Annotated in this window: 27 protein-coding genes and 2 tRNA genes; 10 read left to right on the top strand and 19 right to left on the bottom strand. The window is 63.4% G+C overall.

The window, feature by feature from the left end:
* Window positions 1-87: 87 nt before the first annotated feature.
* The 3 genes from KC8_RS04140 to efp all read right to left on the bottom strand — a co-directional run bounded on the left by KC8_RS04140 (window position 88) and on the right by efp (window position 2,830).
* Window positions 88-1,173: an SMP-30/gluconolactonase/LRE family protein gene (locus tag KC8_RS04140; protein ID WP_232455618.1), complete on the bottom strand. Its 1,086-nt coding sequence runs from the start codon at window positions 1,171-1,173 to the stop codon at window positions 88-90.
* Window positions 1,174-1,312: 139 nt separating this feature from the next.
* Complete coding sequence (locus tag KC8_RS04145; protein ID WP_010127248.1) at window positions 1,313-2,137, bottom strand: inositol monophosphatase family protein; 825 nt, start codon at window positions 2,135-2,137, stop codon at window positions 1,313-1,315.
* A 129-nt stretch (window positions 2,138-2,266) separates the two neighbouring features.
* Window positions 2,267-2,830, bottom strand: coding sequence for an elongation factor P (gene efp, locus KC8_RS04150; RefSeq protein ID WP_010127247.1), 564 nt, complete (start codon window positions 2,828-2,830; stop codon window positions 2,267-2,269).
* A 223-nt stretch (window positions 2,831-3,053) separates the two neighbouring features.
* Here efp and KC8_RS04155 point away from each other — a divergent pair, with 223 nt between their 5' ends.
* The gene (locus KC8_RS04155) at window positions 3,054-3,596 is read left to right on the top strand and encodes a DUF882 domain-containing protein (protein WP_010127246.1); all 543 of its coding nucleotides are present in this window, start codon (window positions 3,054-3,056) and stop codon (window positions 3,594-3,596) included.
* 6 nt (window positions 3,597-3,602) lie between these two features.
* Here the strand turns inward: KC8_RS04155 and thiE are convergent, their stop codons facing one another.
* The 7 genes from thiE to tkt form a co-directional block, all read right to left on the bottom strand.
* Window positions 3,603-4,307 carry a thiamine phosphate synthase gene (gene thiE / locus KC8_RS04160; protein ID WP_010127245.1) on the bottom strand — a complete coding sequence of 235 codons (705 nt, stop codon included), beginning with the start codon at window positions 4,305-4,307 and terminating at the stop codon, window positions 3,603-3,605.
* Window positions 4,308-4,416: 109 nt separating this feature from the next.
* Complete coding sequence (locus KC8_RS04165) at window positions 4,417-5,331, bottom strand: class I fructose-bisphosphate aldolase (protein ID WP_010127244.1); 915 nt, start codon at window positions 5,329-5,331, stop codon at window positions 4,417-4,419.
* A gap of 89 nt (window positions 5,332-5,420) precedes the next feature.
* On the bottom strand, window positions 5,421-5,843 hold the full coding sequence (locus tag KC8_RS04170; RefSeq protein WP_010127242.1) for a VOC family protein: 423 nt from the start codon (window positions 5,841-5,843) through the stop codon (window positions 5,421-5,423).
* Window positions 5,843-7,024 (bottom strand): phosphoglycerate kinase, encoded by a 1,182-nt coding sequence (locus KC8_RS04175; protein ID WP_010127241.1) that lies wholly within the window; start codon window positions 7,022-7,024, stop codon window positions 5,843-5,845. Before KC8_RS04175 ends, KC8_RS04170 begins: the two co-directional genes overlap by 1 nt.
* Window positions 7,021-7,485: an MOSC domain-containing protein gene (locus KC8_RS04180; protein ID WP_029624777.1), complete on the bottom strand. Its 465-nt coding sequence runs from the start codon at window positions 7,483-7,485 to the stop codon at window positions 7,021-7,023. Before KC8_RS04180 ends, KC8_RS04175 begins: the two co-directional genes overlap by 4 nt.
* Before the next feature lie 11 nt (window positions 7,486-7,496).
* On the bottom strand, window positions 7,497-8,507 hold the full coding sequence (gene gap / locus KC8_RS04185) for a type I glyceraldehyde-3-phosphate dehydrogenase (protein WP_010127239.1): 1,011 nt from the start codon (window positions 8,505-8,507) through the stop codon (window positions 7,497-7,499).
* Between the two features lie 12 nt (window positions 8,508-8,519).
* On the bottom strand, window positions 8,520-10,490 hold the full coding sequence (gene tkt / locus KC8_RS04190) for a transketolase (protein ID WP_010127238.1): 1,971 nt from the start codon (window positions 10,488-10,490) through the stop codon (window positions 8,520-8,522).
* Window positions 10,491-10,658: 168 nt separating this feature from the next.
* Here tkt and KC8_RS04195 point away from each other — a divergent pair, with 168 nt between their 5' ends.
* The 4 genes from KC8_RS04195 (at window position 10,659) to KC8_RS04210 (ending at window position 12,292) form a co-directional block, all read left to right on the top strand.
* On the top strand, window positions 10,659-10,889 hold the full coding sequence (locus KC8_RS04195; protein WP_010127237.1) for a hypothetical protein: 231 nt from the start codon (window positions 10,659-10,661) through the stop codon (window positions 10,887-10,889).
* Window positions 10,889-11,269: a cell division protein ZapA gene (locus tag KC8_RS04200; RefSeq protein ID WP_010127236.1), complete on the top strand. Its 381-nt coding sequence runs from the start codon at window positions 10,889-10,891 to the stop codon at window positions 11,267-11,269. The genes KC8_RS04195 and KC8_RS04200 overlap by 1 nt, the downstream gene beginning before the upstream one ends.
* Before the next feature lie 238 nt (window positions 11,270-11,507).
* The gene (locus KC8_RS04205; RefSeq protein WP_010127234.1) at window positions 11,508-12,083 is read left to right on the top strand and encodes a 5-formyltetrahydrofolate cyclo-ligase; all 576 of its coding nucleotides are present in this window, start codon (window positions 11,508-11,510) and stop codon (window positions 12,081-12,083) included.
* Window positions 12,080-12,292: a DUF2842 domain-containing protein gene (locus tag KC8_RS04210; protein ID WP_010127233.1), complete on the top strand. Its 213-nt coding sequence runs from the start codon at window positions 12,080-12,082 to the stop codon at window positions 12,290-12,292. The genes KC8_RS04205 and KC8_RS04210 overlap by 4 nt, the downstream gene beginning before the upstream one ends.
* Window positions 12,293-12,443: 151 nt before the next feature.
* On the opposite strand, the gene KC8_RS04215 is transcribed toward KC8_RS04210, so the two are convergent.
* The 4 genes from KC8_RS04215 to KC8_RS04230 all read right to left on the bottom strand — a co-directional run bounded on the left by KC8_RS04215 (window position 12,444) and on the right by KC8_RS04230 (window position 15,027).
* Window positions 12,444-13,199 carry an Npun_F0296 family exosortase-dependent surface protein gene (locus KC8_RS04215; RefSeq protein ID WP_010127232.1) on the bottom strand — a complete coding sequence of 252 codons (756 nt, stop codon included), beginning with the start codon at window positions 13,197-13,199 and terminating at the stop codon, window positions 12,444-12,446.
* A gap of 242 nt (window positions 13,200-13,441) precedes the next feature.
* Window positions 13,442-13,518 (bottom strand) — tRNA-Asp (locus tag KC8_RS04220).
* A gap of 134 nt (window positions 13,519-13,652) precedes the next feature.
* A tRNA-Asp gene (locus KC8_RS04225) sits at window positions 13,653-13,729 on the bottom strand.
* A 62-nt stretch (window positions 13,730-13,791) separates the two neighbouring features.
* Window positions 13,792-15,027, bottom strand: coding sequence for an AI-2E family transporter (locus tag KC8_RS04230; protein WP_010127231.1), 1,236 nt, complete (start codon window positions 15,025-15,027; stop codon window positions 13,792-13,794).
* A gap of 356 nt (window positions 15,028-15,383) precedes the next feature.
* Between KC8_RS04230 and KC8_RS04235 the strand changes: the two genes are divergently transcribed.
* From KC8_RS04235 to KC8_RS04255, 5 genes are all read left to right on the top strand, one after another.
* Window positions 15,384-16,001 carry a cell wall hydrolase gene (locus KC8_RS04235; protein WP_010127230.1) on the top strand — a complete coding sequence of 206 codons (618 nt, stop codon included), beginning with the start codon at window positions 15,384-15,386 and terminating at the stop codon, window positions 15,999-16,001.
* A gap of 181 nt (window positions 16,002-16,182) precedes the next feature.
* Window positions 16,183-16,962, top strand: a complete 780-nt coding sequence (gene purC / locus KC8_RS04240) for a phosphoribosylaminoimidazolesuccinocarboxamide synthase (RefSeq protein ID WP_010127229.1) — start codon at window positions 16,183-16,185, stop codon at window positions 16,960-16,962.
* A 105-nt stretch (window positions 16,963-17,067) separates the two neighbouring features.
* On the top strand, window positions 17,068-17,304 hold the full coding sequence (purS, locus tag KC8_RS04245; RefSeq protein WP_010127227.1) for a phosphoribosylformylglycinamidine synthase subunit PurS: 237 nt from the start codon (window positions 17,068-17,070) through the stop codon (window positions 17,302-17,304).
* Window positions 17,301-17,966: a phosphoribosylformylglycinamidine synthase subunit PurQ gene (gene purQ, locus KC8_RS04250; protein WP_010127225.1), complete on the top strand. Its 666-nt coding sequence runs from the start codon at window positions 17,301-17,303 to the stop codon at window positions 17,964-17,966. The genes purS and purQ overlap by 4 nt, the downstream gene beginning before the upstream one ends.
* A 222-nt stretch (window positions 17,967-18,188) precedes the next feature.
* Window positions 18,189-19,049, top strand: a complete 861-nt coding sequence (locus tag KC8_RS04255) for a sugar phosphate isomerase/epimerase family protein (protein WP_050805458.1) — start codon at window positions 18,189-18,191, stop codon at window positions 19,047-19,049.
* Here KC8_RS04255 and KC8_RS04260 read toward each other — a convergent pair.
* From KC8_RS04260 to cysD, 5 genes are all read right to left on the bottom strand, one after another.
* Window positions 19,041-20,015, bottom strand: coding sequence for an SPOR domain-containing protein (locus KC8_RS04260; RefSeq protein WP_010127219.1), 975 nt, complete (start codon window positions 20,013-20,015; stop codon window positions 19,041-19,043). The genes KC8_RS04255 and KC8_RS04260 overlap by 9 nt on opposite strands.
* Window positions 20,016-20,120: 105 nt before the next feature.
* Window positions 20,121-20,990 (bottom strand): TIGR03619 family F420-dependent LLM class oxidoreductase, encoded by an 870-nt coding sequence (locus tag KC8_RS04265; RefSeq protein WP_010127218.1) that lies wholly within the window; start codon window positions 20,988-20,990, stop codon window positions 20,121-20,123.
* A 124-nt stretch (window positions 20,991-21,114) separates the two neighbouring features.
* Entirely contained in the window at window positions 21,115-21,852 is a 738-nt protein-coding gene (locus KC8_RS04270) for a 3'(2'),5'-bisphosphate nucleotidase CysQ (RefSeq protein ID WP_010127217.1), read from the bottom strand.
* On the bottom strand, window positions 21,849-23,780 hold the full coding sequence (gene cysN / locus KC8_RS04275) for a sulfate adenylyltransferase subunit CysN (protein WP_086495520.1): 1,932 nt from the start codon (window positions 23,778-23,780) through the stop codon (window positions 21,849-21,851). The genes KC8_RS04270 and cysN overlap by 4 nt, the downstream gene beginning before the upstream one ends.
* Window positions 23,780-24,709, bottom strand: a complete 930-nt coding sequence (gene cysD / locus KC8_RS04280; protein WP_232455620.1) for a sulfate adenylyltransferase subunit CysD — start codon at window positions 24,707-24,709, stop codon at window positions 23,780-23,782. Before cysD ends, cysN begins: the two co-directional genes overlap by 1 nt.
* Window positions 24,710-24,736: the final 27 nt, after the last annotated feature.

A 24,736-nucleotide genomic window follows, 5' to 3' on the forward strand; every position in this document is an offset into this window, starting at 1 on the left:
CGCCCGGCTTCTACGAGTGGTGCAGTTGCGAAGCAAGGCTCCGAACGCCTGAGAATGATTCGCAAGTATATGGCAACTATCGGCTGCTCAATCCGCCAGCCGCAGTGCCCGCACCGGTGTGGGCCGTGGGGGTTCCCGATCGATCGCACCGCCACGCGCGGCATAACGTTCCCACTGCCCGTCAGCGACAAAAAGCAGATGCCTTCCGGCCACAACGCCCAGCGTCGGCTCGCCCCAGTCCGGATCCGCCCGGCCGAGCACGGCCAGCGACCGGACGGAATAGCCATCACCGCTCAGGGCAAGGCGAATGATCCGTCTCGGATTAGTGCCGTTCTGGACGGCGATCAGATCGCCACGATAGCCGATCAGTCCATCGATCCCGTCGAGCATCATCGGCTTACGCGCGACGAGCCGGCTCAATCGCCTGGCCGGCAAATCATAGACGGCCAGGCCATAACCATAATCGGCGATATAAAGCCGTCGCCCATCCTTCGTCAGCACCAGCCCTTGCGGGTTACGCAGGCGCCCACCCGGTACAAGATCGGAAAGCCGCGCGCACCCCGGTGCGCAGACGTGGATAGCCCCCGTTTCGCCGTTGCTGACATAAACGGTGCCGTCGCGCGCCAGCGTAAGATCGCCAGGGGATCCGGTATCGCCCTCCGGCAAAGGCACCCGGCGCGCCACCGCCAGCCTGTCGAGATCGACTGCGATCAGCCCGCGGAATGCGCGCGCCGGGTTTGCCACCTGTTGCGCGGCACCCGATGTCAGCCACAGCAAGCGCCGTTGTTCATCAATGGCCATTCCGAACAGGCCGCCCACCGGCCCGTCCAGCGCCACCCGTCGCCACACCCGCCCCTCGCGGACAAGCAAATGGCCATCGACCACGGTGCCCGCGAATAACCGGCGCGTCGCCGCATCCCATGCCAGCCCTTCGACGATGCGATGCTCGGCCGGCACCTCCGCCTCCAGCGTGCCGCGCATGACTGGCTCGACATTCTCATCAAACCGCTTCGCAAACGCAGCCGCACGTTCGGGGGTGAGGAAAGGGGCAATCCGTGCCCTGCTCGCAAGGCTCAGGCCGCCACCCATGTCGGCCAGCGCCTCGGCGCCCCGGGCAACAGCCGCGCGATCATCCTCTCCCAGCGCTTCGCCTATGGCGCCCCGCAGGATCATCGCACTTTCCGGAAATGTTACGGGATCGGCGGATTCGGCCGGCACTTCTGGCCAGAGCGGAGCGTATGACGGCCATGTCGCCGCGATACAGACCGCCCCGACCAGAAAAAGCGCAGGCCTGAACAGCCTGCGCATCATATCAGCGGGGCGACTTCAACGCGCCCGCAACCAGCTTGTGCAGCTTGGAATGCAGCGCATCGGTCGCGGCCAGAAATTCGCTGCGCTCGACAGCCCTGTCGCCACCGCGGAAATCGGTGACGAATCCGCCGGCTTCGCGCACCAGCAGCATGCCGGCCGCGACGTCCCACTGCGCCAGATCGCTTTCCCAGAAACCATCGAAACGACCAGCCGCCACCCAGGCAAGATCCAGCGATGCAGCGCCAAAGCGGCGAATGCCCGCCACTTCCGGGGCCACAGCGGCGAAAATCGCGCTCCATTGGCGGAAGTCGCCATGGCCGGCATAGGGGATGCCGGTCGCGATCAGCGCGTCCAGCAGATCCCGGCGCGCCGAAACGCGCAGACGGCGATCCTGCAACCACGCGCCCCGGCCCTTTTCGGCCCAGAAGCTTTCGTCGGTCAGCGGCTGATAGATCAGCCCGTGGGTGATTTCCGGCTTGCCGCCAGGGCCGCGCGGATCTTCCACCGCGATCGAAATCGCGAAATGCGGCAAGCCATGCAGGAAATTCGATGTGCCATCGAGCGGATCGACGATCCAGCGTGGCTTGTCCGGATCACCGGCAATCTCGCCGCGTTCCTCCATCACGAAGCCCCAGTCAGGGCGCGCCTTGCGCAGTTCCTCGAACAGGGTTTCTTCGGAACGGCGATCGGCCATCGACACGAAATCAGCCGGGCCTTTGCGGCTTACCTGAAGCTGCTGGACCTCGTTGAAATCGCGCCGAAGCCGCGGGCCTGCCTTGCGCGCCGCGCGCTCCATGACGGTGATCAGGCCGGAATGGGCAACCATAAACTACTCCACCCCCTCTGCACGCAGAAGGGGACCGGGGTGGGCAAAAATATCAGGTGCGTGGCCAGCATCGCAAATCTTGCGGACAACACACCCTGCCCTTTCCACGGACGGAAAGGGCCGATGGCATCAGTCCGCGCGGCGGACATATTCCTGGCTGTACACATCGACGACGATGCGCGTGCCACTGGAAATGAACGGCGGCACCATCACGCGCACGCCATTATCCAGCATGGCCGGCTTGTAGGACGATGACGCCGTCTGCCCCTTCACCACGGCATCGGCCTCAACGATCGTCGCTTCGACGGTATCGGGCAACTGCACCGAAATCGGGCGCTCTTCATGAAGTTCCATCACCACATCCATGCCATCCTGCAGGAAGGCTGCGGCGTCGCCCAGCAGATCGCGCGGCAGCGTGATCTGGTCATAGGTGTCCTTGTCCATGAACGTCAGCGTGTCGCCGTCGGCGAACAGGAACTGGAAATCCTTGGTGTCGAGACGCACGCGCTCCACCGTCTCGGCCGAACGGAAACGGACGTTGTTCTTGCGGCCGTCCATCAGGTTCTTCATCTCGACCTGCATGTACGCCCCGCCCTTGCCGGGCTGGGTGTGCTGGATTTTCACCGCACGCCAGATGCCGCCTTCATATTCGATGATGTTGCCGGGACGAATGTCGACGCCGCTGATCTTCATGAGTCAGGTCTCGTGTGCAGGATTTGAAAGAGCAGTCGCGGCCTTTAGCCGTGTGCGGGCGTTCCGGCAAGCGTTCAGCGAAGGCCCGAAACGGGACGAGCCGTTACCGAAGCGCGATTGATCCCGGTTTGCCCTATTCCCGACAACGGAACCTTACCTATTGTTGGTTACAGGTGGTCGACAGGGATTGAACCACCAGAGCGGGTCGGGACTGAATATGACTATGCAGATGATGGATCGCCGCGGATGGCTGACGGGTGCATTCGCGCTCGGCGCCAGCGCGATCCTCGCTCCCAGCGCGGCGTGGGCGAACATGCCGGAACGGCGACTGGCGTTTCGCAACGTGCACACCAACGAACGGATCGATGCGCGATACTGGCGCGCCGGCGATTTTGACGCCGATGGCCTGGCAGAACTGGATCATGGCCTGCGCGACTGGCGAACCAACGATGTCGTGCCGATGGACCGCGGCTTGTTCGATCTGCTCGTCCGCCTGCGCGAAAATCTGGGGGCGTCATCCCGCGCGCCATTCGATCTGATTTCAGGCTATCGCTCGCCGCGTACCAACGCGGCCCTTCACGAACGCAGCGGCGGCGTCGCCACCAAAAGCCAGCATATGCTGGGCAAGGCTACAGACATCGCGCTGCCGGGGGTTCGGCTGGAAACCGTGCGCAATGCTGCGCTGGCGATGCAGGGTGGCGGGGTCGGCTATTATCCGCGCGACGGCTTCGTCCATGTCGACACGGGTCGCGTCCGCAGCTGGTAAACAGCCTCAATCGCGGCTGAGCACCGCCTGAAACTTCCGGATCGCTGCCGCCGGGCCTGCGGGGTCGTTCCACACCGCGCCCGAAACAGCGATGAAATCAGCCCCAGCGTCAACCAGCGGGCGGGCGTTGTCCGGCGTGATACCGCCGATCGCGACGGACGGAATGCCCGTCACAGTGGACCACCAGCCAAGGATCGATGGTTCGGCGTGGTGCTTCACATCCTTCGTATCGGTCGGATAGAAGGCGCCGAACGCCACATAATCCGCGCCGGCATCGCCTGCATCCATCGCGAGATGCCGGCTGTCATGGCAGGTCACGCCGATCTGCGCATCACGGCCAAGCTGCTCGCGCGCATCGCGCGGATCGCCGTCATCCTGACCCAGGTGCACGCCATCCGCCTTCAGCCGTTTGGCCAGGCCGATGGAATCGTTGACGATAAACGCCACGTCATGATCGGCGCACAATTTCTGCAAGGGCGGCGCAAGGGCGGCAATCGCATGATCGTCCACGCCCTTCAGCCGCAGCTGGAACGCCGCGACCGGCGCACCCGCATCGAGCGCCTCTGCCAGTTTTGCGGCAAAGCCTTCATCAATGCGCGGTGGTGAAATCAGGTAAAGCTGGCAGGCCGGCTTTTTGTCCTGTTCGAAGCGATCCGCGAAATTGGGATCGAGCTTCAGCTCGTCCGCATCGAAATCGTCAGCGTCGATCATTTCGCAATCCCGCGCAGGCCGTGGCCGCCAATCAATCCGCGCATGGCGGCAATATCAAAGATGCCGGCGGTGCAGCCGCGATAGTCGCGCTGCACCGCCGGGGTTCATCTTACTCTTCGTTCTTGTAGATGCGAACGAGCTTGTCGAGCATCGCCAGCGCTTCGTCGCGCGGGCGCTGGAAGGTATTGCGGCCGATGATCGAACCGTTGCCACCGCCGTCGCGGATATCGCGTGCGTCCTGATAGACGGCGTCCGAACCCTTGGCGGCACCACCCGAGAAGACAACGATGCGACGGCCGTTGAAGCAGCTCTTCACGACATGCGCGACGCGCTTGGCCTGCGTCGATGCGTCGAAGCCTTCATAGGCCTTCTTGGCGTCCTTCTGTTCGATATGGTCGGTCGGCAGCTTCACCTTGATGATGTGCGCGCCCAGCAGCGCCGCCATGTGCGCGGCATAAGCGCCGACGTCGAGCGCCAGTTCGCCTTCCTTCGAAAGCAGGCCACCGCGCGGATAGGACCAAAGCACGGTGGCAAGGCCGACCGACTTGGCTTCCGCCGCCAGTTCCTTGAACTCTTCCATCATGTCGAACACGTCGTCGGCACCCGGATAGATGGTGAAGCCGATCGCCGAGCAGCCCAGGCGCAGTGCATCGTCAACGGAACCGGTGACAGCCTGGTTGACGCCGGTCGCCCACGAGTTGGACGAATTGACCTTCAGGATCGTCGGGATCTGGCCGGCGAAGGTGTCGGCCCCGGCTTCCAGCATGCCAAGCGGCGCGGCATAAGCCGAAAGGCCCGCATCGATCGCCATTTGATAGTGGTAATGCGGGTCATAGGCCGGCTCGTTGATCGCGAAGCTGCGCGCCGGTCCATGTTCGAAACCCTGGTCGACCGGCAGGATGATCAGCTTGCCGGTGCCGCCCAGACGGCCCTGCGTCAGAATGCGGGCGAGGTTGGCCTTAACACCGGGATTGTCGCTCTCGTAATTGGCGAGGATGGACTTGACGGTCGGCGTAAAGGTCATCGCGGTCTGCTCCTGTGTGCGTATGCGTGCGTGAATGGCCGCGTCCCTATCCCAATTGGCGGATAAGGACAAAGCCTGTTGGTTAAACTCTAGTCTCGCGGGCGCTCGGGCGGCCAGGGCGGCCCCTTCAGTTCGAGCATGTTGCCCTCGGGATCGGTCAGGTAGATCGACGGCCCCTGCCCCTCCGCCCCATAGCGCGAGGCGACTTCGCCATCGATGCCATGCTTCGCCAGATGATCGAGAATCGCCCGATCATCCCACGGCAGAACACGAAAACAGATATGGTCGACGTTACGGCCCTCGCGGCCCGGTGCAGCGCCCCCGGCCGCACCTAGCGGGCCGTCGACCGGTACCAGATCGATCAACGCATGGCCGACCCGTAACTGGTAGAGGCCGATCGCCTCCTGATGCTTTTCAAACCGCGCGCCAAGCACATCGGTATAAAATCGCGCCATCGATTCGAGGTCGACGACCCGCAACACCACATGATCGATGTCGCGGATCGTGATCATCAGCGTTCAAGCGCCTTCACGCCGGGCAGTTCCTTGCCTTCCATCCATTCGAGGAAGGCGCCGCCCGCCGTCGAGACGAAGCTGAATTCGCCTGCAACGCCCGCATGGTTGAGCGCAGCCACCGTGTCGCCGCCACCGGCGACCGAAACGAGCTGGCCGGCGGTGGTGAGCGCTGCGGCCGTCTTCGCCAGCGCAACGGTCGCGGCATCGAACGGCTCGATTTCGAACGCACCCATCGGGCCGTTCCACACCAGCGTCTTGCAGACCTTCAGCGCATCACCCAGCGCTTCCACCGCTGCCGGCCCAACGTCGAGGATCATCTCGTCGGCGGCGACTTCGTGAACATTGACCGTGCGCACCGGCGGGTTCGCGCGGAATTCCGTGGCCACCACCACGTCATACGGCAGGTGGACGATGCAATTGGCCTTGTCCGCCGCGTCTAGGATTTCCAGCGCCGTGGGCGTCAGATCATGCTCGCACAGCGACTTGCCCACATTCACGCCGCGCGCGGCGAGGAAGGTGTTGGCCATGCCACCGCCGATGATCAAATGATCGACCTTCGACACCATCTCCTTCAGCACGTCGAGCTTGGTGGAAACCTTGGCCCCGCCGACGACCGCCGCAACCGGATGCTCCGGATTGCCCAGCGCCTTGTCGAGCGCGACCAATTCGGCTTCCATCGAACGACCGGCATAAGCCGGCAGCACATGCGCCAGCCCTTCGGTCGATGCGTGGGCGCGGTGCGCTGCCGAAAAGGCGTCGTTGACATAGATGTCGCCGAGGGCGGCGAAGCGCTGGACGACGGCGGGGTCGTTCTTCTCCTCGCCACCGAAGAAGCGGGTATTTTCAAGGACCGCGATATCGCCGGGCTGGAGAGCCGCGACGGCTTCCTTGTCGCCTTCCCAATCGACGTACCGGACTTCGCGGCCAAGCACATCGGCCAGCGGCTGGACGATCTGCGCCAGCGAGAGTTCCGGAGTCGGCCCCTTGGGGCGGCCGAAATGGGCCAGCACCAGCACGATCGCGCCCTTGTCCGCCAGTTCCGAAAGCGTCGGGGCTGCCGCGCGCAGGCGGGTATCATCGCTGACCTTCGTGCCATCCATCGGCACGTTCAGATCCTCACGGACCAGCACGCGCTTACCGCGAATATCGCCCAGATCGTCCAGCGTCTTGAAGGTCATGCCAATTCGATCCTTACTTCATCGCCGATGGCGAGATCGCCTTCGGCCAGCACCCGTGTGTTGATACCGCCGCGCCAGTCTGGTGTCAGCGCCTGCATGAGGCCGGGCGCGATATCGTCCATGCGGCTGCACGGGTCGCATTCGCCGGTCACTTCCAGCACCACCCCGCCTGCAAAGCACAAGCGGGCGCCGGGTTCCTTCGGCAATTCGATGCCGTCCACCAGCAGGTTCGCACGCCGGACGGACCAATGCAGCTCGTTCGCACCCAGAACGGCCATCGCCGTTTCCCAGGCCGCGCGCGTGATCACCGTTACCTGACGGCGGCCCCTGCCCCCTGGCTTCACCGCACCGCGATGATCGCCCTGGATGCCCAGCGGCCGGGTTACGGAAACGCGATCGACCGTCTCCATCGGTGCGCGCGGCCTTGCGTGCCGCGCGATACCGAGGAGACGGCCGGTCATGTCAGCGCGCCTTAGAGGAAAGCGCCCATCGCCGCGCCGGTATCGACCATGCGGTTCGAGAAACCCCATTCATTGTCGTACCAAGAAACGACGCGGACGAGCTTGCCTTCGAGCACGGTCGTCTCAAGGCTGTCGATCGTCGACGACGCAGCGGTGTGCTGGAAGTCGATCGAAACGAGCGGCTCGTCGGTATATTCGAGGATGCCGGCCAGCGGGCCGCTTTCCGCGGCAGCCTTCAGCAGCGCGTTGACTTCTTCCTTCGTCGTGTCGCGCTTCGGCGTGAAGGTCAGGTCGACGAGGCTGACGTCGGGCGTCGGGACGCGGATCGCCGAACCGTCGAGTTTGCCCTTCAGTTCGGGCAGCACTTCGCCAACCGCGCGGGCAGCGCCCGTCGTCGTCGGGATCATCGACATCGCGGCCGAACGGGCGCGACGCAGATCGGGGTGGATCTGGTCGAGGATCTTCTGATCGTTGGTATAGGCGTGGACCGTGGTCATAAGGCCACGTTCGATGCCGATCGCATCGTTCAGCACCTTGGCGACCGGCGCCAGGCAGTTGGTGGTGCAGCTGGCGTTCGACACGATCTTATGGTCGGCGGTCAGCTTGTCGTTGTTGACGCCGAACACGACGGTGAGATCAACGCCCTTGCCCGGCGCCGAAATCAGCACCTTCTTGGCGCCGGCAGCGAGATGCTTCTCGGCATCCGCGCGATCGGTGAAGAAACCGGTGCATTCGAACGCAATGTCGACGCCATTAGCGGCGTGCGGCAGGTTCGCGGGGTCACGCTCGGCCGAAACCTTGATGCGCTTGCCGTCGATCACCAGATCGTTGCCGTCGACTTCGACCGAGCCCTTCCAGGTGCCGTGGACAGAGTCACGCTTGAACAGCAGCGCGTTCGACTTGGCGTCCGCCAGGTCGTTGATCGCAACCAGTTCGAGGCCGCTTTCCGGGCGCTCCAGAATCGCCCGTGCAACAAGGCGCCCGATGCGCCCGAATCCGTTGATCGCTACCTTCACCGCCATGATCTTGTCTCCTCAGTTGCCGTTCAGCGCCGCAAGAATCTTGGGCGTGATCGCATCGGGGGTCAGCCCGAAATGCGCGTACAGGTCCGGCGCCGGGGCGGACGCCCCGAAACCGTCGATGCCAAAGCTCAGGCCGTCCAGCCCGATATAGCGCTCCCAGCCCATCGTCGTGCCGGCTTCGATCGAAACCTTCAGCACGTCGGCGGGCAGAACATCCGTGCGATACGCCTTGGTCTGTGCGTCGAAGCGCGACCAGCAGGGCATCGAAACCACATCCGCGCCGACACCCTTGGCTTCCAGCGCCTTGGCGACGTCGAGCGCGATTTCGACTTCCGAACCGGTGGCGATCAGCACCACCTTGCGATCGGCCGTCGCCGCGCGGAGGCGATACGCGCCCTTCGCGCAAAGATTTTCGTCTGCGCTATCACGCACCTGCGGCAAATTCTGCCGGCTCAGTGCGAGCATCGAGGGGCCGTCCGCCTTTTCCAGCGACAACGCCCAGCATTCCGCCGTTTCGACCGCATCGGCCGGGCGATAGACGTCGAGATTGGGCATCACGCGCAGCGACATCATATGTTCGATCGGCTGGTGCGTCGGGCCGTCTTCGCCAAGACCGATCGAATCGTGCGTCATCACATAGACCACGCGGGTCTGCTGCAACGCCGACAGGCGGATCGCCGCGCGGCAATAATCGGCGAAAACCAGGAAGGTGCCGCCATAAGGAATGACGCCGCCGTGCAGCGCCATGCCGTTCATCGCCGCCGACATGCCGAATTCGCGGATGCCGTAATAAACGTAACGCCCCGAATAATCCTTGGCCGTCAGCGGCTTTTGAATCTTGGTCTTGGTGTTGTTCGAACCCGTCAGATCGGCCGAACCACCGATCATTTCGGGGATCAGCGCGGTGATCGCTTCCAGCGCATTTTCCGATGCCTTGCGCGTCGCCACCTTCTGCGGGTTGGCGATCAGGCTCTGGATATAATCCTGGCTGGCGGCAGCGGCCGGCAGGCGGCCTTCCATGCGGCGGGTGAACTCGGCACCGTTGGCGTCAGCCGCGAGGCGCTTTTCCCATTCCGCGCGCACGGGGGCGCCACGCGCGCCGGCTTCGGCCCAGGCCGCACGGATATCGGCGGGAATTTCAAACGGCGCCGAATCCCAGCCCAGCGTTGCGCGGGTGGCAGCGATCTCGTCTCCGCCCAGCGGCGAACCGTGGGTGGCCGACGTGCCCTGCTTGTTGGGCGCGCCAAAACCGATGATCGTACGGCAGGAAATCAGCGACGGGCGCGGATCGGCCAGCGCCTCGTCGATCGCGCGGGCGACATCGGCCTGATCATGGCCGTCGCACGACACCGTGTGCCAGCCCGACGCATCGTAGCGGCCGAGCACGTTTTCGCTCGACGACAGGTCGACCGCGCCATCGATGGTGATCTTGTTGTCGTCCCACAGCACGATCAGGCGGCCAAGGCCGAGATGGCCGGCCAGGCCGACCGCTTCATGGTTGATGCCTTCCATCAGGCAACCGTCGCCCGCGATCACCCAGGTGCGGTGATCGACCAGATCGTCGCCGAAGGTGGCGTTCAGATGCCGTTCGGCGATCGCCATGCCCACGGCCGTGGCGAACCCCGAACCCAGCGGCCCGGTGGTCGCTTCGACGCCAGCCAGTTCGAAATTTTCCGGGTGTCCGGCGCAGGGGCTGTTGAGCTGACGGAAGTTGCGGATGTCCTCCATCGTCGGACGCGCATAGCCGGTCAGGTTCAGCAGCGAATAGATCAGCATCGATCCATGGCCGGCGGACAGGACGAAACGATCGCGGTCAGCCCATTTGGGCGCCTTCGGATCGAACTTCAGATATTGGGTGAACAGCACCGTCGCCGCATCCGCCATGCCCATCGGCATCCCGGGATGGCCGGAATTGGCTGCCTGCACGGCATCCATCGAAAGCACGCGCACCGCGTTGGCAAGTTGCTTCGGGGCGACGGTCATGGGCATGCCTTATAGATAAGGGGTGTCAGTCCGCCACGAAGCCGCAGCGAGTCGAACGGGGTCGCGCGTCCCTTTGTCGCGCGACGAACGGCACGTCAACCACGGTGGGATAAAGCCGTGCTGCGCTGCACATGTTGATGCGCTCCGAAGCCATGCTATGCGTGCCCGATGCCCGATGATCGGATCACCACTGCGATTGATCGCATAGAACAGGCCCTGATTCGCATAGAGAATCGCGGTGCGGCCAACCGTGCCGGCGGCAATCCCGCGGTCGAGGCGCTCGGCCAGTTGCAGGCGCGCTATGATAAGCTTGCGGATCGGGAACGCCGGCTGCGCGAACGCACGTCGTCCGCGCTTGATCGCCTGAACACGTTGATCGAACGGCGGAAGGCCCGCTGATGCCCGAAATCGATCTCGAAATCGGCGGACGCCGCTACGCCCTTGCCTGCCGCGATGGCGAGGAAGCCCATTTTCACCATCTGGCCGCGATGATCGACGCCAAGATGAGCCGGGCAACCAAGGCCGTCGGCGGGCTGAACGAGGTTCGCCAGTTCCTCTTTGCGTCCCTGCTGCTGGCCGATGAGCTCGACGAAGCATCCCGAACCGCGCGAATCGCTCCGCCCCAGCCAGAGCCGGCCCCGGCCCCTGCACCGGCCGAAAGCGCCGAACCTATCGCCGATCCCGTAATCCTCGCCGCACTCGAACGCCTTGCCGAACGACTGGAGGCTTTTGCCGGTCGCATGGATGGTGGGCTTGAGGGCGCGCGCGCAAACGCCTAGACGGGACGGTGGCGGGCACTGCCCGGTACGAGCCACGGAACATCCCTGAGGCGATTCATCATCCTAGGGGGCTGTCCCTGTCAGGACCCTGGTCCAAAGCATATGGCCCCCACCTGACGTTTACGGCGTCAGAGGATATTCTGGAAAACGGCCATGGCGGTCCCGCCACCCTGCCCACGGCCTTTGCGATACCGCCGCCTCTCACAAGGGCTGCCTCTCCAAGGATCGTGACGACGCGATGAGCCTGTCCAAACCCGATGTGCGCCGCACGCTGCGCCTGCGCAGACGCGCCTTCGTGACGGCGCTCAAGGATGCAGGGCAGTTCGAAGCGAGCATCACCGCCATCACCACGCGCATATCCGCACACCTGGGGGATTGCGCCACGATAGCAGCCTATTGGCCGATCGGCGCGGAGGTCGATCCACGCCCTGCCCTGCTCGCCGCCCATGCCGCTGGGCGCAGCCTTGCCCTGCCCCGCGTCACGACGCCGGATGCACCGATGACATTTCACCGCTGGCGGCCGGGCGATTCGCTCGTGTCCGGCGGGCACGGGCTGCTTCAGCCACCGGCCGATTCGGAACGGATCATCCCCGATCTCATTCTCACACCGCTGCTCGGCTTTGATCGACGGCTGATGCGGCTTGGCCAGGGTGCCGGCTATTATGACCGGCTGTTTGCCCGCGCGCCGCATATCCGGCGGATCGGGCTTGCCTGGTCGGCACAGGAAGTAGAGGAGGCCCCCGCCGATGCGTGGGATATCCCACTCCACGGACTGGCAACCGAACTCGAATGGATCGAACCGGAGACGAAATGACACCGAGCTGGCGCAAACCCGCAGGCATGTTCATCATCATGGCGCTGCTGACGCTGTGGACCGTGCTGGCGGTGTCGATCGTCGACGCGCTGGCCGGCCCGGCGTGGATCGATGCGATCCTCTACATCATTGCCGGCTTCGCATGGCTGTGGGTGTTGCCGATGAAGCGCCTGCTCCGCTGGATGGAACTGGGGGTATGGAAGAAGTGACGTGAACGCCCGCGCCCAGCGGGGCCGCATTCACCCCCCAACCATGTAGGCGCGCGCCACTGCTTCACCCCCAGCCAGATCAGGCGCGGATGATGTACGCAGAATAAGGGCGGGCGACTATCCGACGCCCCACCCTTATTCCCCGGACAATTCAGGCCGCGAAGCTGACGACCGGACGGCGGTGGCGCATCGCGCCGCCGACCAGGCCAAAACCCGCGATCAGCATCAGCCAGGTCGCCGGTTCGGGAACGGCCGGAACCGGGGTGCCATCACCCTTGTCGATGAAATAGCCGATCGTGTGATTGTCCGATTCGTAACCTGCGGTCGAACCCGCCTTCTGTTCGAAAACGATGCGATCGAACGTCCCGCCATCGTAGAAGAAGTTCAGGAAGGCATATGGCTCACCGCTATTCGCGCCGGTCAGCGGGTTTCCGTAATAATTCGGGTTGCCCGCGACAAGAGCCAGGACATTGGTGGGCGTGAAGGAAAATACTTCCGTCCCCTGATTGAAGAAACGCACGGTGTTGCCGGCATCGAGCGCCGACAGCCAATAACCGAAATAGTTGATGCCGGACGTGCCGGTCGCGGTGAAATCGATCGCGTAGCTGCCCTGGATGCCAAGCCCGGCTACGGCATAATTGCTGCCACCGGCGCCACCATATTGATCGGCCGGCAGGACGTTGACGTTGGCATAGGTGCCGGAAACCGTCGACCCACCGAAATTGGTGGAGAAGCTCTGCACACCGGCGTTCAGACCGTTGAATGTTTCGACGCCCTTATAATCGAAGGTTGCCGTGGTCTGCGTTGCCCCGGCCGCTTCGATACCGACCGAAAAGCTCGCCGCATGTGCCGCTGCACCGCCAAAGATCATCGCAAGGCTGCCCGCGATAGCTGTCCCAATACGCATAGTCGTTATCCCCCGAGATAATATCCCGGAAAGATCAGCAAACATCATGCCAAATCAATATTTCCAATCGATTCCGCGATTCTTGCAGTAACGCGAATATCGAATTGTCAATGCAGTCGACATTTTCAGGCCAACGCATGCCACTGCCCACGGCCGATGGCCCGCCGACAAGGTGCGATGATGATGGACCAGCGATACGGTGGGATATTATCCGCAGCGCCACTTTCGACAATTCGGGAAAGTGGCGCGAGTGACGGGGCTCGAACCCGCGACCTCCGGCGTGACAGGCCGGCGCTCTAACCAACTGAGCTACACCCGCAACTTAGGCAAAAATGCCAACTTATTCGTCAACCCGTCATTCCCGCGCTCACCAGCCAATGGCGGCGGCGCTGGGCAGGATCGAATATCCGAATGGATACCGCGTTCACCATGCCCCCGGAAAACCGTGGGAAATGGCGCGAGTGACGGGGCTCGAACCCGCGACCTCCGGCGTGACAGGCCGGCGCTCTAACCAACTGAGCTACACCCGCATTGAAGCGTTGAGGCGGGTCCCTAGTGGAGGCCCCGGAGGCTGTCAACCGCCGCCGATCGATTAATCCACCGTGGTGGCGCGCGGCCTTTGCCCCGCCCCGTTTTCAACCGTCGCTTCGTCATGATGCCCCGTGGTCAGCGTGCCCTCCTCGAATAGGAATCCCGCGATGTCGGGCTTGCCTGCGGCATCGAGAATCGTTTTCAGGATGATCAGCAGCGGCACCGCCAGCAAGGCGCCGGTGGTGCCCCACACCCAGGCCCAATAGCTCAGCGCCAGCAGGATCAGCAGCGGATTGATGGTCAGCCGGCGCCCCACCAGCATGGGCGTCAGCACATTGGCTTCGATCAGATGAATCGAAACGAAGATCGCGGCGGGTGCCAGCCCCACCCACACATCCGGATAGGTCATCAGTCCCCCGGCCGCGAGCAGCACCGCCGCGGTGATTGGCCCGAGATAGGGAATATAATTGAGCAGGGCGACCAGTCCGCCCCACATCATCGGCGTTTCCATGCCGATGCCCCACAACGCCAGGGCCACGAGCGTGCCCAGCCCCATGTTGATGATGGTGATCGTGCCCAGATAGGCGGACGTCGAATCCACCATCTCCTGAATCACGCGCGCCGTCGTCATCGCGCTCGAATAATTGGAGCGGCTATGGATGATCCGCCGTCGCATCCGCGTCCATCCGGACAGGAAGAAGAATACCACCAATATGCCGAAGAACATCTGGATCGCGGCATAGGGAGCCGACGACGCCACAATTTCCAGCAAAGAATTGGGTGTCTGCACCGTCACGGTGGCGGCAACCGGGGGTTTGCGGGCGAACGCGTGGACGAGTTCGTCGACGAAGCGTTCGAAATTGGCGTAGATCTCGATCAACGGCGAAAGATTGGCGCGGATCTGCCCCGCGCGTTCCGGCAGGCGCGCCAGCCAGTCGCTCGCCGGCACCACGATCAGCGCCACGGCGATGTTGGCCGCCGCCAGGAATAGCGAAATGCAGGCAAACGCAGCCAGCGACGATGGCACGCGTCGCCGTTCCAGCCATTCGAGCAGCGGCACCAGCGCCACCGCAACCACCAACGCGGCCGTCACCGGCAGGAAAAACTCCGCTCCGGCACGCAAGGCAAAGGGCATCGCCAGGAACAGCCCCGCCCCCGCCAGCAAGACCAGCGCGGCAAGCAGCCTGTCGCGGCGGTAGGCTGCCTCGGCGCTTTCCGAAAGCGCATCGTCAAGCCCTTCCCCGTTCTGCGGAAGGGTATGACTGTCGTCGCCCTGGGGCATCGCATACTCGTTCATCGGTCACACTTTGTTAGCTTCCACCGCTCTACAGGCTTTCGCCGCGCAGCGATATCAGGCGATCATCGGCGATTCGCCACTTGCTCAGAACACCAGAAACGCGCTGCCAGGGCACGCGGGTTCGACGATATTCCGATTTATTCCATCGAGCCGTCCCGCCCGCGTAACGACTCGTCGTGCGATAATTGACTCATTTGATCGTCTGGACGCATTGGATTCGCCAATTCGGTCGCCACGGGGATTTGCGGCTTTCCAGCCCTTCTCCCCGAACAACGACAAGACGTGAAAGAACGGCCACACCCAGGTGTTTTGTTTTGGGGGTGCGGGCGGCTTTTGCGCATCTGATAGAGATTTGAATGTCGTCGCGCGTTTCATACCGCAACCTGAGCATTTCTGCCGCCGTCGCTCTTGCGATCGCGGTTCCGGCCACATTCGGCTTTGCTTCCGAAACCTCGTTGGCCGCCACGATTTCCTCCGCGCTTCCCGCCATGTCGTCCGATGATGCCCATGCCGCTATTATAGCGGAAGGTCCGGGCGAAGCGGTTGAGGCCCCGGTTCTCGCTCTTGATCCTCCTGCCGCACCGGCCACCGAAGTCGCCGCAGTCGAGGACGAAGCCGAACTCGATTGCATCGCCAAGATCGTTCATCACGAATCCGCGAACCAGCCCCGCGCCGGCCAGCTTGCTGTCGCCCAGCTCGTCATGAACCGGGTCGAATCGGGCCGTTTCGCCGACACCATCTGCGGCGTCGCGCATCAGCCCGGCCAATTCTTCAACACCCGCGCCTATAATCCGCGTCGCGACAGCGCCACCTGGAAGACGGCGGTTGAAGTGTCGCGCGAAGCAATCGCCGGCCATACGGCCGATGTCGTTCCGGGCGCTTTGTTCTATCACGCCTCCTATGTCGCCCCGCCGCGCTTCTTCCGCACCCGCGCCCGCGCTGGCGTGCTTGGCGATCACATCTTCTATCGCTAATCGGCATTCGTCGGTCCCGATCTTTTCGGGGCCGGCTTAATCTCGCCATTTCCCAAGGCTGCCGGGCTTTGTTGCCACGCGCATGGCCTTGGGTTATAGGCGGGCCGTCCGCCTCGGCTGCGCGTCACGAAGACGCCGCGTCCGGGGCGATCTTCTTTTCAACGCCGGGGAGCCCGCGCCCATGTCCCGCCGCCGTCAAATCTACGAAGGCAAGGCCAAGATTCTTTATGAAGGCCCCGAACCGGGCACGCTGATCCAGTATTTCAAGGATGATGCGACTGCCTTCAATGCCCAGAAGAAGGGCACGATCAACGGCAAGGGCGTGCTCAACAACCGCATTTCCGAGCATGTCTTCACCCTGCTCGGCCAGATCGGCATTCCGACGCACTTCATTCGCCGCCTCAACATGCGCGAACAGCTGATTCGGCAGGTGGAAATCGTACCGATCGAAGTGGTGGTGCGTAATGTCGCTGCCGGTTCGATCAGCAAGCGCCTCGGGATCGAAGAAGGCACCCAGCTGCCGCGCACGATCATCGAATATTATTACAAGGACGATGCGCTCGGTGATCCGCTCGTGACGGACGAGCATATCGCCTGCTTCGGCTGGGCCAGCCAGGAAGAGATGCACGACATCGCGGACCTCGCGATCCGTGTGAACGATTTCATGTCGGGCCTGTTCGCGGCGGTCGGCATCCGCCTGGTCGATTTCAAGCTCGAATTTGGCCGCCTGTTCGACAACGAATTCAGCCGGATCATCCTCGCCGATGAAATCAGCCCTGATGGCTGCCGCCTGTGGGATGCAACTTCGGGTGAAAAGCTCGATAAGGATCGGTTCCGCCGTGATCTCGGTGGCGAAGTCGAAGCCTATCAGGAAGTTGCGCGCCGTCTCGGCCTGCTGCCCGAAGGCGACACCACGGTGCTCGACCTGGAAAAGCACCGGAAGAATCGCGAGAAAAAGTAAGCCATTGATCGTTGGCGGTCACCGTGCCGCCAACGACAAGGTTGAAAACCGGGGCATCGCGGCGCATATGCCCGCCCATCCAATCTCATCATCGGGCTGAATCGCATGAAGGCGCGCGTCTACGTCACCCTTAAGAATGGCGTCCTCGATCCGCAGGGCCGTGCCATCCATCACGCACTGGAAGGCCTCGGCTTTTCGGGGGTTGAGGATGTCCGCGCTGGCAAGCTGATCGAACTGTCGCTGGCCGAAGGCACCAGTGACGCGGATATCGAAGCGATGTGCCGCAAGCTGCTGGCCAACACCGTCATCGAAAACTTCCGGATCGAGCGGATCGCGGCATGAAGAGCGCGGTCATCGTCTTTCCCGGATCGAATTGCGATCGCGATCTCGCCGTCGCGATTCGCGACGTGACCGGCGAAGCCCCCGTCATGGTCTGGCATCGGGATACCGAACTGCCGGAAGGGATCGACCTGATCGGCGTTCCGGGCGGTTTTTCCTACGGCGATTACCTGCGTTCCGGCGCAATGGCTGCACGCAGCCCCATCATGCGCGCCGTTTCCGATGCCGCTGCGCGCGGCGTTTCGGTCCTCGGCATCTGCAACGGTTTTCAGGTGTTGACCGAAGCCGGCCTGCTGCCGGGCGCGCTGATGCGCAACGCCGGCCTCAACTTCGTCTGCCGCGATGTTGCGCTTACCGTCGGCACCAGCCAGTCGGCTTTCACATCGCGCTACGAAGCGGGCGAGGAAATCCGCGTTCCCGTTGCCCATCATGACGGCAATTACACCGCCGATGAAGCGACGCTCGATCGCCTCGAAGGCGAAGGCCGCGTCGCCTTCCGTTATGGCGAAGCAGTCAACGGATCGGCCCGCAACATCGCCGGCATCCTCAATGATGCGGGCAATGTGCTGGGCATGATGCCGCACCCCGAACGAATGATCGAAGCAGCGCATGGCCGCACCGATGGCCGTCGTCTGTTCGAAGGCCTCGTAGCCGCGATCGCATAACGGTTTCCGGCGGATAGCCGTACGGCGTGGGCGGCGCGGCGATCAAACGCCGCCTTCCCCGCCGATACACTTCGCCTTGCCGCAAAGCGCGGTCGATGATCCCGATCTGATCGGGCCGCAGGCGACGATCGGGACGCTTGCCGCCCGCCGCCCGAAATCAGCAGCCCGAATCCAGAAACGTCGATCCTTGCCTCGCTGATGCAGGCCCCGCACTCTGCGGGCATGGAGAGCGAAAACAAAAACCGCCTGATCGCCTGTCACTGGACGATCGCCGGCGATCACCACCCCCTTCGATCGAAGACCGGGACCAGCCCCCACCCCCTGCCCGCCCGTATGGCAGCTGCGGCGCGCGCCGGCTTCACCGGCATGGGTTTCCTGCAAAGCGATATCCCGCATCTGCTTGCACAGCATGATGTGCGTGAAATCGCCCGGATGCTTGCCGATCATGGGTTGACCGATATCGAGGTCGAATGTCTCGGCGACTGGTTCGCTGATGGCGAACGGCGGCGCACATCGGATAAGATGCGCCACATGCTGCTCGATTTCGGCACCGCTATCGGCGCGCGGCACCTCAAGGTCATGGGCCCTTATGGCGAAAGCTGGCCCGTCGATCACCTGCGCGAATCCTTCGCTGGTGTCTGCGCCGACGCGGCCGGCAGTGGCATGGGCATCGGCATCGAAATGCTGCCCTTCTCCGAAATCGCGACGCCCGAACGGACGCTGGAGATCGTCGGCGATGCACCCGATGGCGGTATCTATCTCGATATCTGGCATGTCCGCCATGGCCATATTTCCGACGATCAGTTGCGCGCCATCCCGCTCGATCGGATTACCGGCATCGAAATCAACGATGCGATCCCCGATCCCGATATGTCGATGTTCGACGCAACCATCGAACACCGCCTTTTGCCGGGCGAAGGCACGCTCGATCCGGCGGGCTTCGTCCGCACGATGCGCGACATCGGCTATAGCGGGCCAATCGGTGTGGAGATCATCTCCAATGCCCAGCGCGCGCGGTCGCTGGATGATGCGGTGGACGCTGCATTCGCCGCAACCACAACGTGTCTCGCCACGCTAGGATGATCGGGCTGGCGGCACGACCGGGAAACAATCGAACCCGGCCGATGCCGCCGCCGCGCATAAGCGGATGGCATCCGCCCGATCGGTCACCGGGCCAACCTGCACCCGCACCAGGGGTTTACCGGGGACGGCATCGAACCGCGGCTTGAACGACGCGACACCCGCCATGCGCGATCTGATCTTTCCCCACGCCGCCTCGGCCGCCGCCTCGCCCGAAAATGCGCCAAGCTGGATCCGCCAGTCACCCTGCACGCCCGCGACAGGCTGCAGGGGCGCAGCGCTCGCCGCAAGGGCCACCGGCGCGGCGACCGCCTTGGCCGTCCGCGCACCCGTTTGCCAGGCCGCCAGATCGCGTTGATAGGCGGCATAAGCACGATAAAAGTCGTCGAATGGCCGATCGAGCCGGGCCAAAGCCTCTACCGCGAAGGTGGGAAATGCGGCCGCTGCCACTGATCGGGCCTCATTGGCCACATCACGCGCCACCGCGCAAAAGGCCGCCTGTGCCGGCGGCTGCGCGAAATAATTATAAAGCTTGGTCATATGCCCATCGAGCGCAGCGTTGCCACCCGCCCGATGCCGCGCATTTTCTGCTGCATAGCCGGCAGCGAACACAGCCTTTTTCTGCCCCAGCAAAGCATTGTAATTGGCGACCAGAGCAGCACTGCCCGTGCCAACACAGCTCAGCGCCGCGACGTTGAGCGCTGAACGCAGATGCCAGACGGCCTCGTCCCGTCCCAGCCCATCGTTGATCGTGCGGAAGCCGCCCTGCCCGTCGCCGTCCGGCAGGGTCAGGTTGCTTGCGGCGCCAGCCGGGGGCACCGGGCGCGATGCGGGCTGCGATGGTGCCGCCGGCTTCGGCTTGTCCTTCGACGCACACCCCGCCACGAAGATCAGGCCGGCCAGCGCCACCGCGTGACAGGCGAACCCCCAACGGGCATTGCGGTATTCCCATTGCCCGGTCACCGGCATCCCCCTGTTTCAGTCATCACGAATCTGAAGGACCGTGCGGAACCGGCAAACGCCGATGCGCCCATCCGTGCCGCTGGCGCGGCGGACGCATCGGCATCGGCAGCATCAGGCAAAGGGCCGGATAAACTCCTTGGCATAGGCCTCCATCGCCCGCTTCTTTTCATCGATGGTCGATGTGATGCCGATCGTCAGCGATGGCGGATAGGCCACCGCACCGTCCATCCCCGCATCGCCAAGGCGCTTGAGTTCATCCACCGTCACCGGACGGATCAGCGGCAGGATGGTTTCGAACGGCAGATGCGTCCGGCCGGCTTGTTCGCGCAACTCGCGGAACTTCGCCAGCAGCGCGGGCACCTCTTCAGGGTCGTCGCCGCCACCGATCCAGCCATCGCCCAATGTCGCGGCCCTGCGCCACGCGACATCGCCCGAACCGCCAATATAGATCGGCACTTCATAACCCGGCATCGGTTCCAGCCGCACCGGCCCGAAATCGTAGAATGTACCGCGATGTTCGACGGCGCCACCGCGCCACAGCTTGCGTACGACGTCGATCGCTTCATCCAGTCGCGCGCCGCGCTTTTCGAACGGAACGCCTGCTGCGTCGAATTCTTCCTTCAGCCAGCCCGGCGCCACGCCGATAATCGCGCGATTGCCCGAAAGCAGCGCCAGCGTGCCCGTCGCCTTGGCGGTCACGATCGGATGGCGGGTGGGCATGGTGTAGATCGCGCTGGCGAAGCGCAGCCTGGTCGTGACGGCGGCCTGTGCCGCCATCGTCACCCACATGTCAGGATAATTCCAGTTCGTCGGCATCGGCGGGATGCCATCGGGCGACATCGGATACCGGCTTTGGATCACATCGGGGAAACAGAAATGATCGCCGTGGATCACCCCTTCAAAGCCCACTTCCTCGGCAAAGCGCGCGCATTCGATCTGCTGGTCGGTCTCGATCCAGCTCAAATTCTGCCAAAACTTCATAGCGCCCTCATTATCTAACGGCGCCATCCTGGCCGAAGTCGAGATCCATTACCGCTCCGTTCGCTTATCATTTCGAGCGGAGGGTTCTGGATCCCGACTTCGGCCAGATCAGGGATTTAGCAGATCAGGCCGCCGGCAGCTCGCGGATCGAAGCGAGCACCGTTTGCGCATATTGCGGCGGGCAGATCAGCAGGTCCGGCAGATAGACGTCCGCCTGGTTGTAGACGAGCGGGCTGCCGTCGATCCGGCTGACATGGAAGCCGGCGGCCTGCGCCACCGCAACCGGCGCGCAGCTGTCCCATTCATACTGGCCGCCCGAATGGAGGTAGATTTCGGCTTCGCCGCGAACCACCGCCATCGCCTTGGCACCAGCCGATCCCATCGGAACCAGCTCGGCGCCCAGCTTTTCGGCAACCGCCACCGCTTCATGCGCCGGCCGCGTGCGGCTGACGAGCATCCGCAGCTTGCCTTCCGCGTTGGCCGCCTCTGGCTTGCGATCGGTCGCCAAGGTCAGCGGAATGCCGGGAAGGGCCACCGCCCCGATTTCCGCCTTGCCGTCGATCGTCAGCGCGACGTGAACCGCCCAGTCGGTACGGGCCTCGCCATATTCACGCGTCCCGTCGAGGGGATCGACAATCCAGACCCGCTTGGCTTCAAGCCGGTCCAGATTGTCCTTTTCCTCTTCGGACAGCACGGCATCATCGGGGCGCTGTTCGGCCAGCGCCGCCATGATGAAGGCGTTGGCAACGCGGTCGCCCGCCTTGCCCAGCGCCTTGCCCTCGAACAGCCCCGATTTCTGGAGCGTAACGAGGATCGTGCCGGCCGTTTCCGCAATGTGGCGGGCGAGTTCGACGTCCGTCACTTCAACAGCTCCTCGACGATCAGGTCCGCCGCCTGTTCGGGCGTCAGCTTGGTCGTGTCGATGCGGATTTCGGGATTGACCGGCGCTTCATACGGGCTGTCGATACCCGTGAAGTTGGCCAGTTCGCCCGCCCGTGCCTTCTTGTAGAGGCCCTTCACGTCGCGCGCCTCGGCCTCGGCCAGCGGCGTATCGATGTGCACCTCGAAGAACTCGCCGGTCGCCATCATGTCGCGCACCATCTGCCGTTCCTGGCGGAAAGGCGAAATGAAGGCGGTGATGACGATCAGGCCGGCGTCGGTCATCAGCTTGGATACTTCGCCCACGCGGCGGACATTTTCCACGCGGTCGGCATCGGTGAAGCCCAGATCCTTGTTCAGCCCGTGACGCACGTTGTCGCCGTCGAGCAGGAAGGTGTGCCGGTTCATCCGGTGCAGCTTCTTTTCGACAAGGTTGGCGATGGTCGACTTGCCCGCGCCCGAAAGACCGGTGAACCACAGCACGGCGGCCTTCTGGTTCTTCATGTTGGCGTGCGCATCGCGGCTGATATCCAGCGCCTGCCAATGGACGTTCTGCGCCCGCCGCAGCGAGAAGTGCAGCATGCCCGCGGCCACCGTCGCGTTGGTCAGCTTGTCGATCAGGATGAACCCGCCAAGGTCGCGGTTCTGATCATAGGCTTCGAACACCAGCGGACGATCGGTCGACAGGTTGGCGACACCGATGGCGTTCAGATCCAGCGTCTTGGCGGCCAGATGCTCCATCGTGTTGACGTTGACCTGGTACTTCGGCGCCTGGATGTTGGCACTCACGGTCTGCGTGCCAAGCTTCAGCCAGTAAGGCCGGCCCGGCAGCATTTCCTCATCCGCCATCCACACGATGGTCGCTTCGAACTGGTCGGCGGCCTGCGGCGGCGTATCGGCCACCGAAAGCACGTCCCCGCGCGAACAATCGACTTCATCGGCCAGGCAGATCGTGACGGACTGGCCGGCCACCGCCTGTTCCAGATCACCGCCACCACTGGCACCCGGCATCGTCACGATGCGGCTGACGGTGGATGTCTTGCCCGATGGCAGCACGCGCACCGCATCGCCCGGCTTCACCGTGCCGGTTGCGATCAGGCCGGAGAAGCCCCGGAAATCGAGGTTCGGACGGTTCACCCACTGCACCGGCATGCGTAACGGCTTGGCCTGATCGGTCGTGACGTCCAGTTCTACCGTTTCGAGATGCTCGATCAGCGCCGGCCCGGTGTACCACGGCGTGTTGGCCGAAGGTCCGGTGATGTTGTCGCCCTTGAAGCCGGAAATCGGCATCGCGGTGAAATCGCCAATCCCGATCGACGTCGCGAACACGCGATAATCTTCGACGATCGCATCATATTGCGCCTGATCGTAACCGATCAGATCCATCTTGTTGACGGCCAGCACGATGTTGCGGATGCCGATCAGGTGCGCGAGATAGCTGTGCCGGCGCGTCTGCGTCAGCACGCCTTTGCGCGCGTCGATCAGGATGACTGCAAGGTCCGCCGTCGACGCACCCGTCACCATGTTGCGCGTATATTGTTCATGCCCCGGCGTGTCGGCGACGATGAACTTGCGCTTGTCGGTCGAAAAGAAGCGATAGGCGACGTCGATCGTGATGCCCTGTTCGCGTTCGGCGGCGAGGCCGTCGACCAGCAGTGCGAAATCGATTTCCTGCCCCTGCGTGCCGACGCGCTTGGAATCCGCTTCCAGCGCCGCCAGCTGATCTTCGAAGATCATCTTCGAATCGTACAGCAACCGGCCGATCAGCGTCGATTTGCCATCGTCCACCGACCCGCAGGTGATGAAGCGCAGCAGGCTCTTGTGCTGGTGCTGGACGAGATAGGCGTCGATATCCTCGGCGATGAGGTCCTGCGCCTTGTAGGAGCTTTCCTGAGCCACATTGTCCGACATCAGAAATACCCCTCCTGCTTCTTTTTCTCCATGCTGGCGGCCTGATCATGATCGATCGCGCGGCCCTGACGTTCCGACGTGGTGGTCAGCAGCATTTCCTGGATGACTTCCGGCAACGTCTTCGCTTCGCTCTCCACCGCACCCGTCAGCGGGTAGCAGCCGAGCGTGCGGAAACGGATCGACTTCATTTCAGGCACTTCGCCCGGACGCAGCGGGAAACGATCGTCGTCGACCATCAGGGTCAGTCCGTCGCGCTGCACGGTCGGGCGCGGCTCCGAGAAGTACAGCGGCACGATCGGGATATTTTCCAGATGGATGTACTGCCAGATGTCCAGCTCGGTCCAGTTGGAGATCGGGAAGACGCGGATGCTTTCGCCCTTGGCCTTCTTGGCATTGTACAGGCGCCACAATTCGGGGCGCTGGTTCTTCGGGTCCCAGCGATGGTTGGCCGAACGGAAGGAAAAGATGCGCTCCTTGGCGCGGCTCTTTTCCTCGTCGCGGCGCGCGCCGCCAAAGGCCGCGTCGAAACCGAACTTGTCCAGCGCCTGCTTCAGGCCTTCGGTCTTCCACATGTCGGTGTGGAGCGCGCCATGATCGAACGGGTTGATCCCCCGCTCCTGCGCTTCTGGATTTTGATAGACCAGCAATTCCATGCCGCTCTCTTTGGCCATCCGGTCGCGCAGGTCGTACATCGCCCTGAACTTCCACGTCGTATCGACGTGCAGCAGCGGGAACGGCGGCGGCGACGGATAGAAGGCCTTGCGCGCAAGATGCAGCATGACGGCCGAATCCTTGCCGACCGAATATAGCATCACGGGCCGTTCGGCCTCGGACACCACTTCGCGCAGGATATGGATGCTTTCCGCTTCGAGACGCTGAAGATGCGTCAGGTTCACGCCGGCGGAGGCGTTAGGGGGGCTATCGCTCACTCTCTCTCGCTCTTTTCTCTATCTGCG

The organism is Sphingomonas sp. KC8 (assembly GCF_002151445.1).
In the GTDB taxonomy this organism is placed as follows: Bacteria; Pseudomonadota; Alphaproteobacteria; order Sphingomonadales; family Sphingomonadaceae; genus Sphingomonas_E.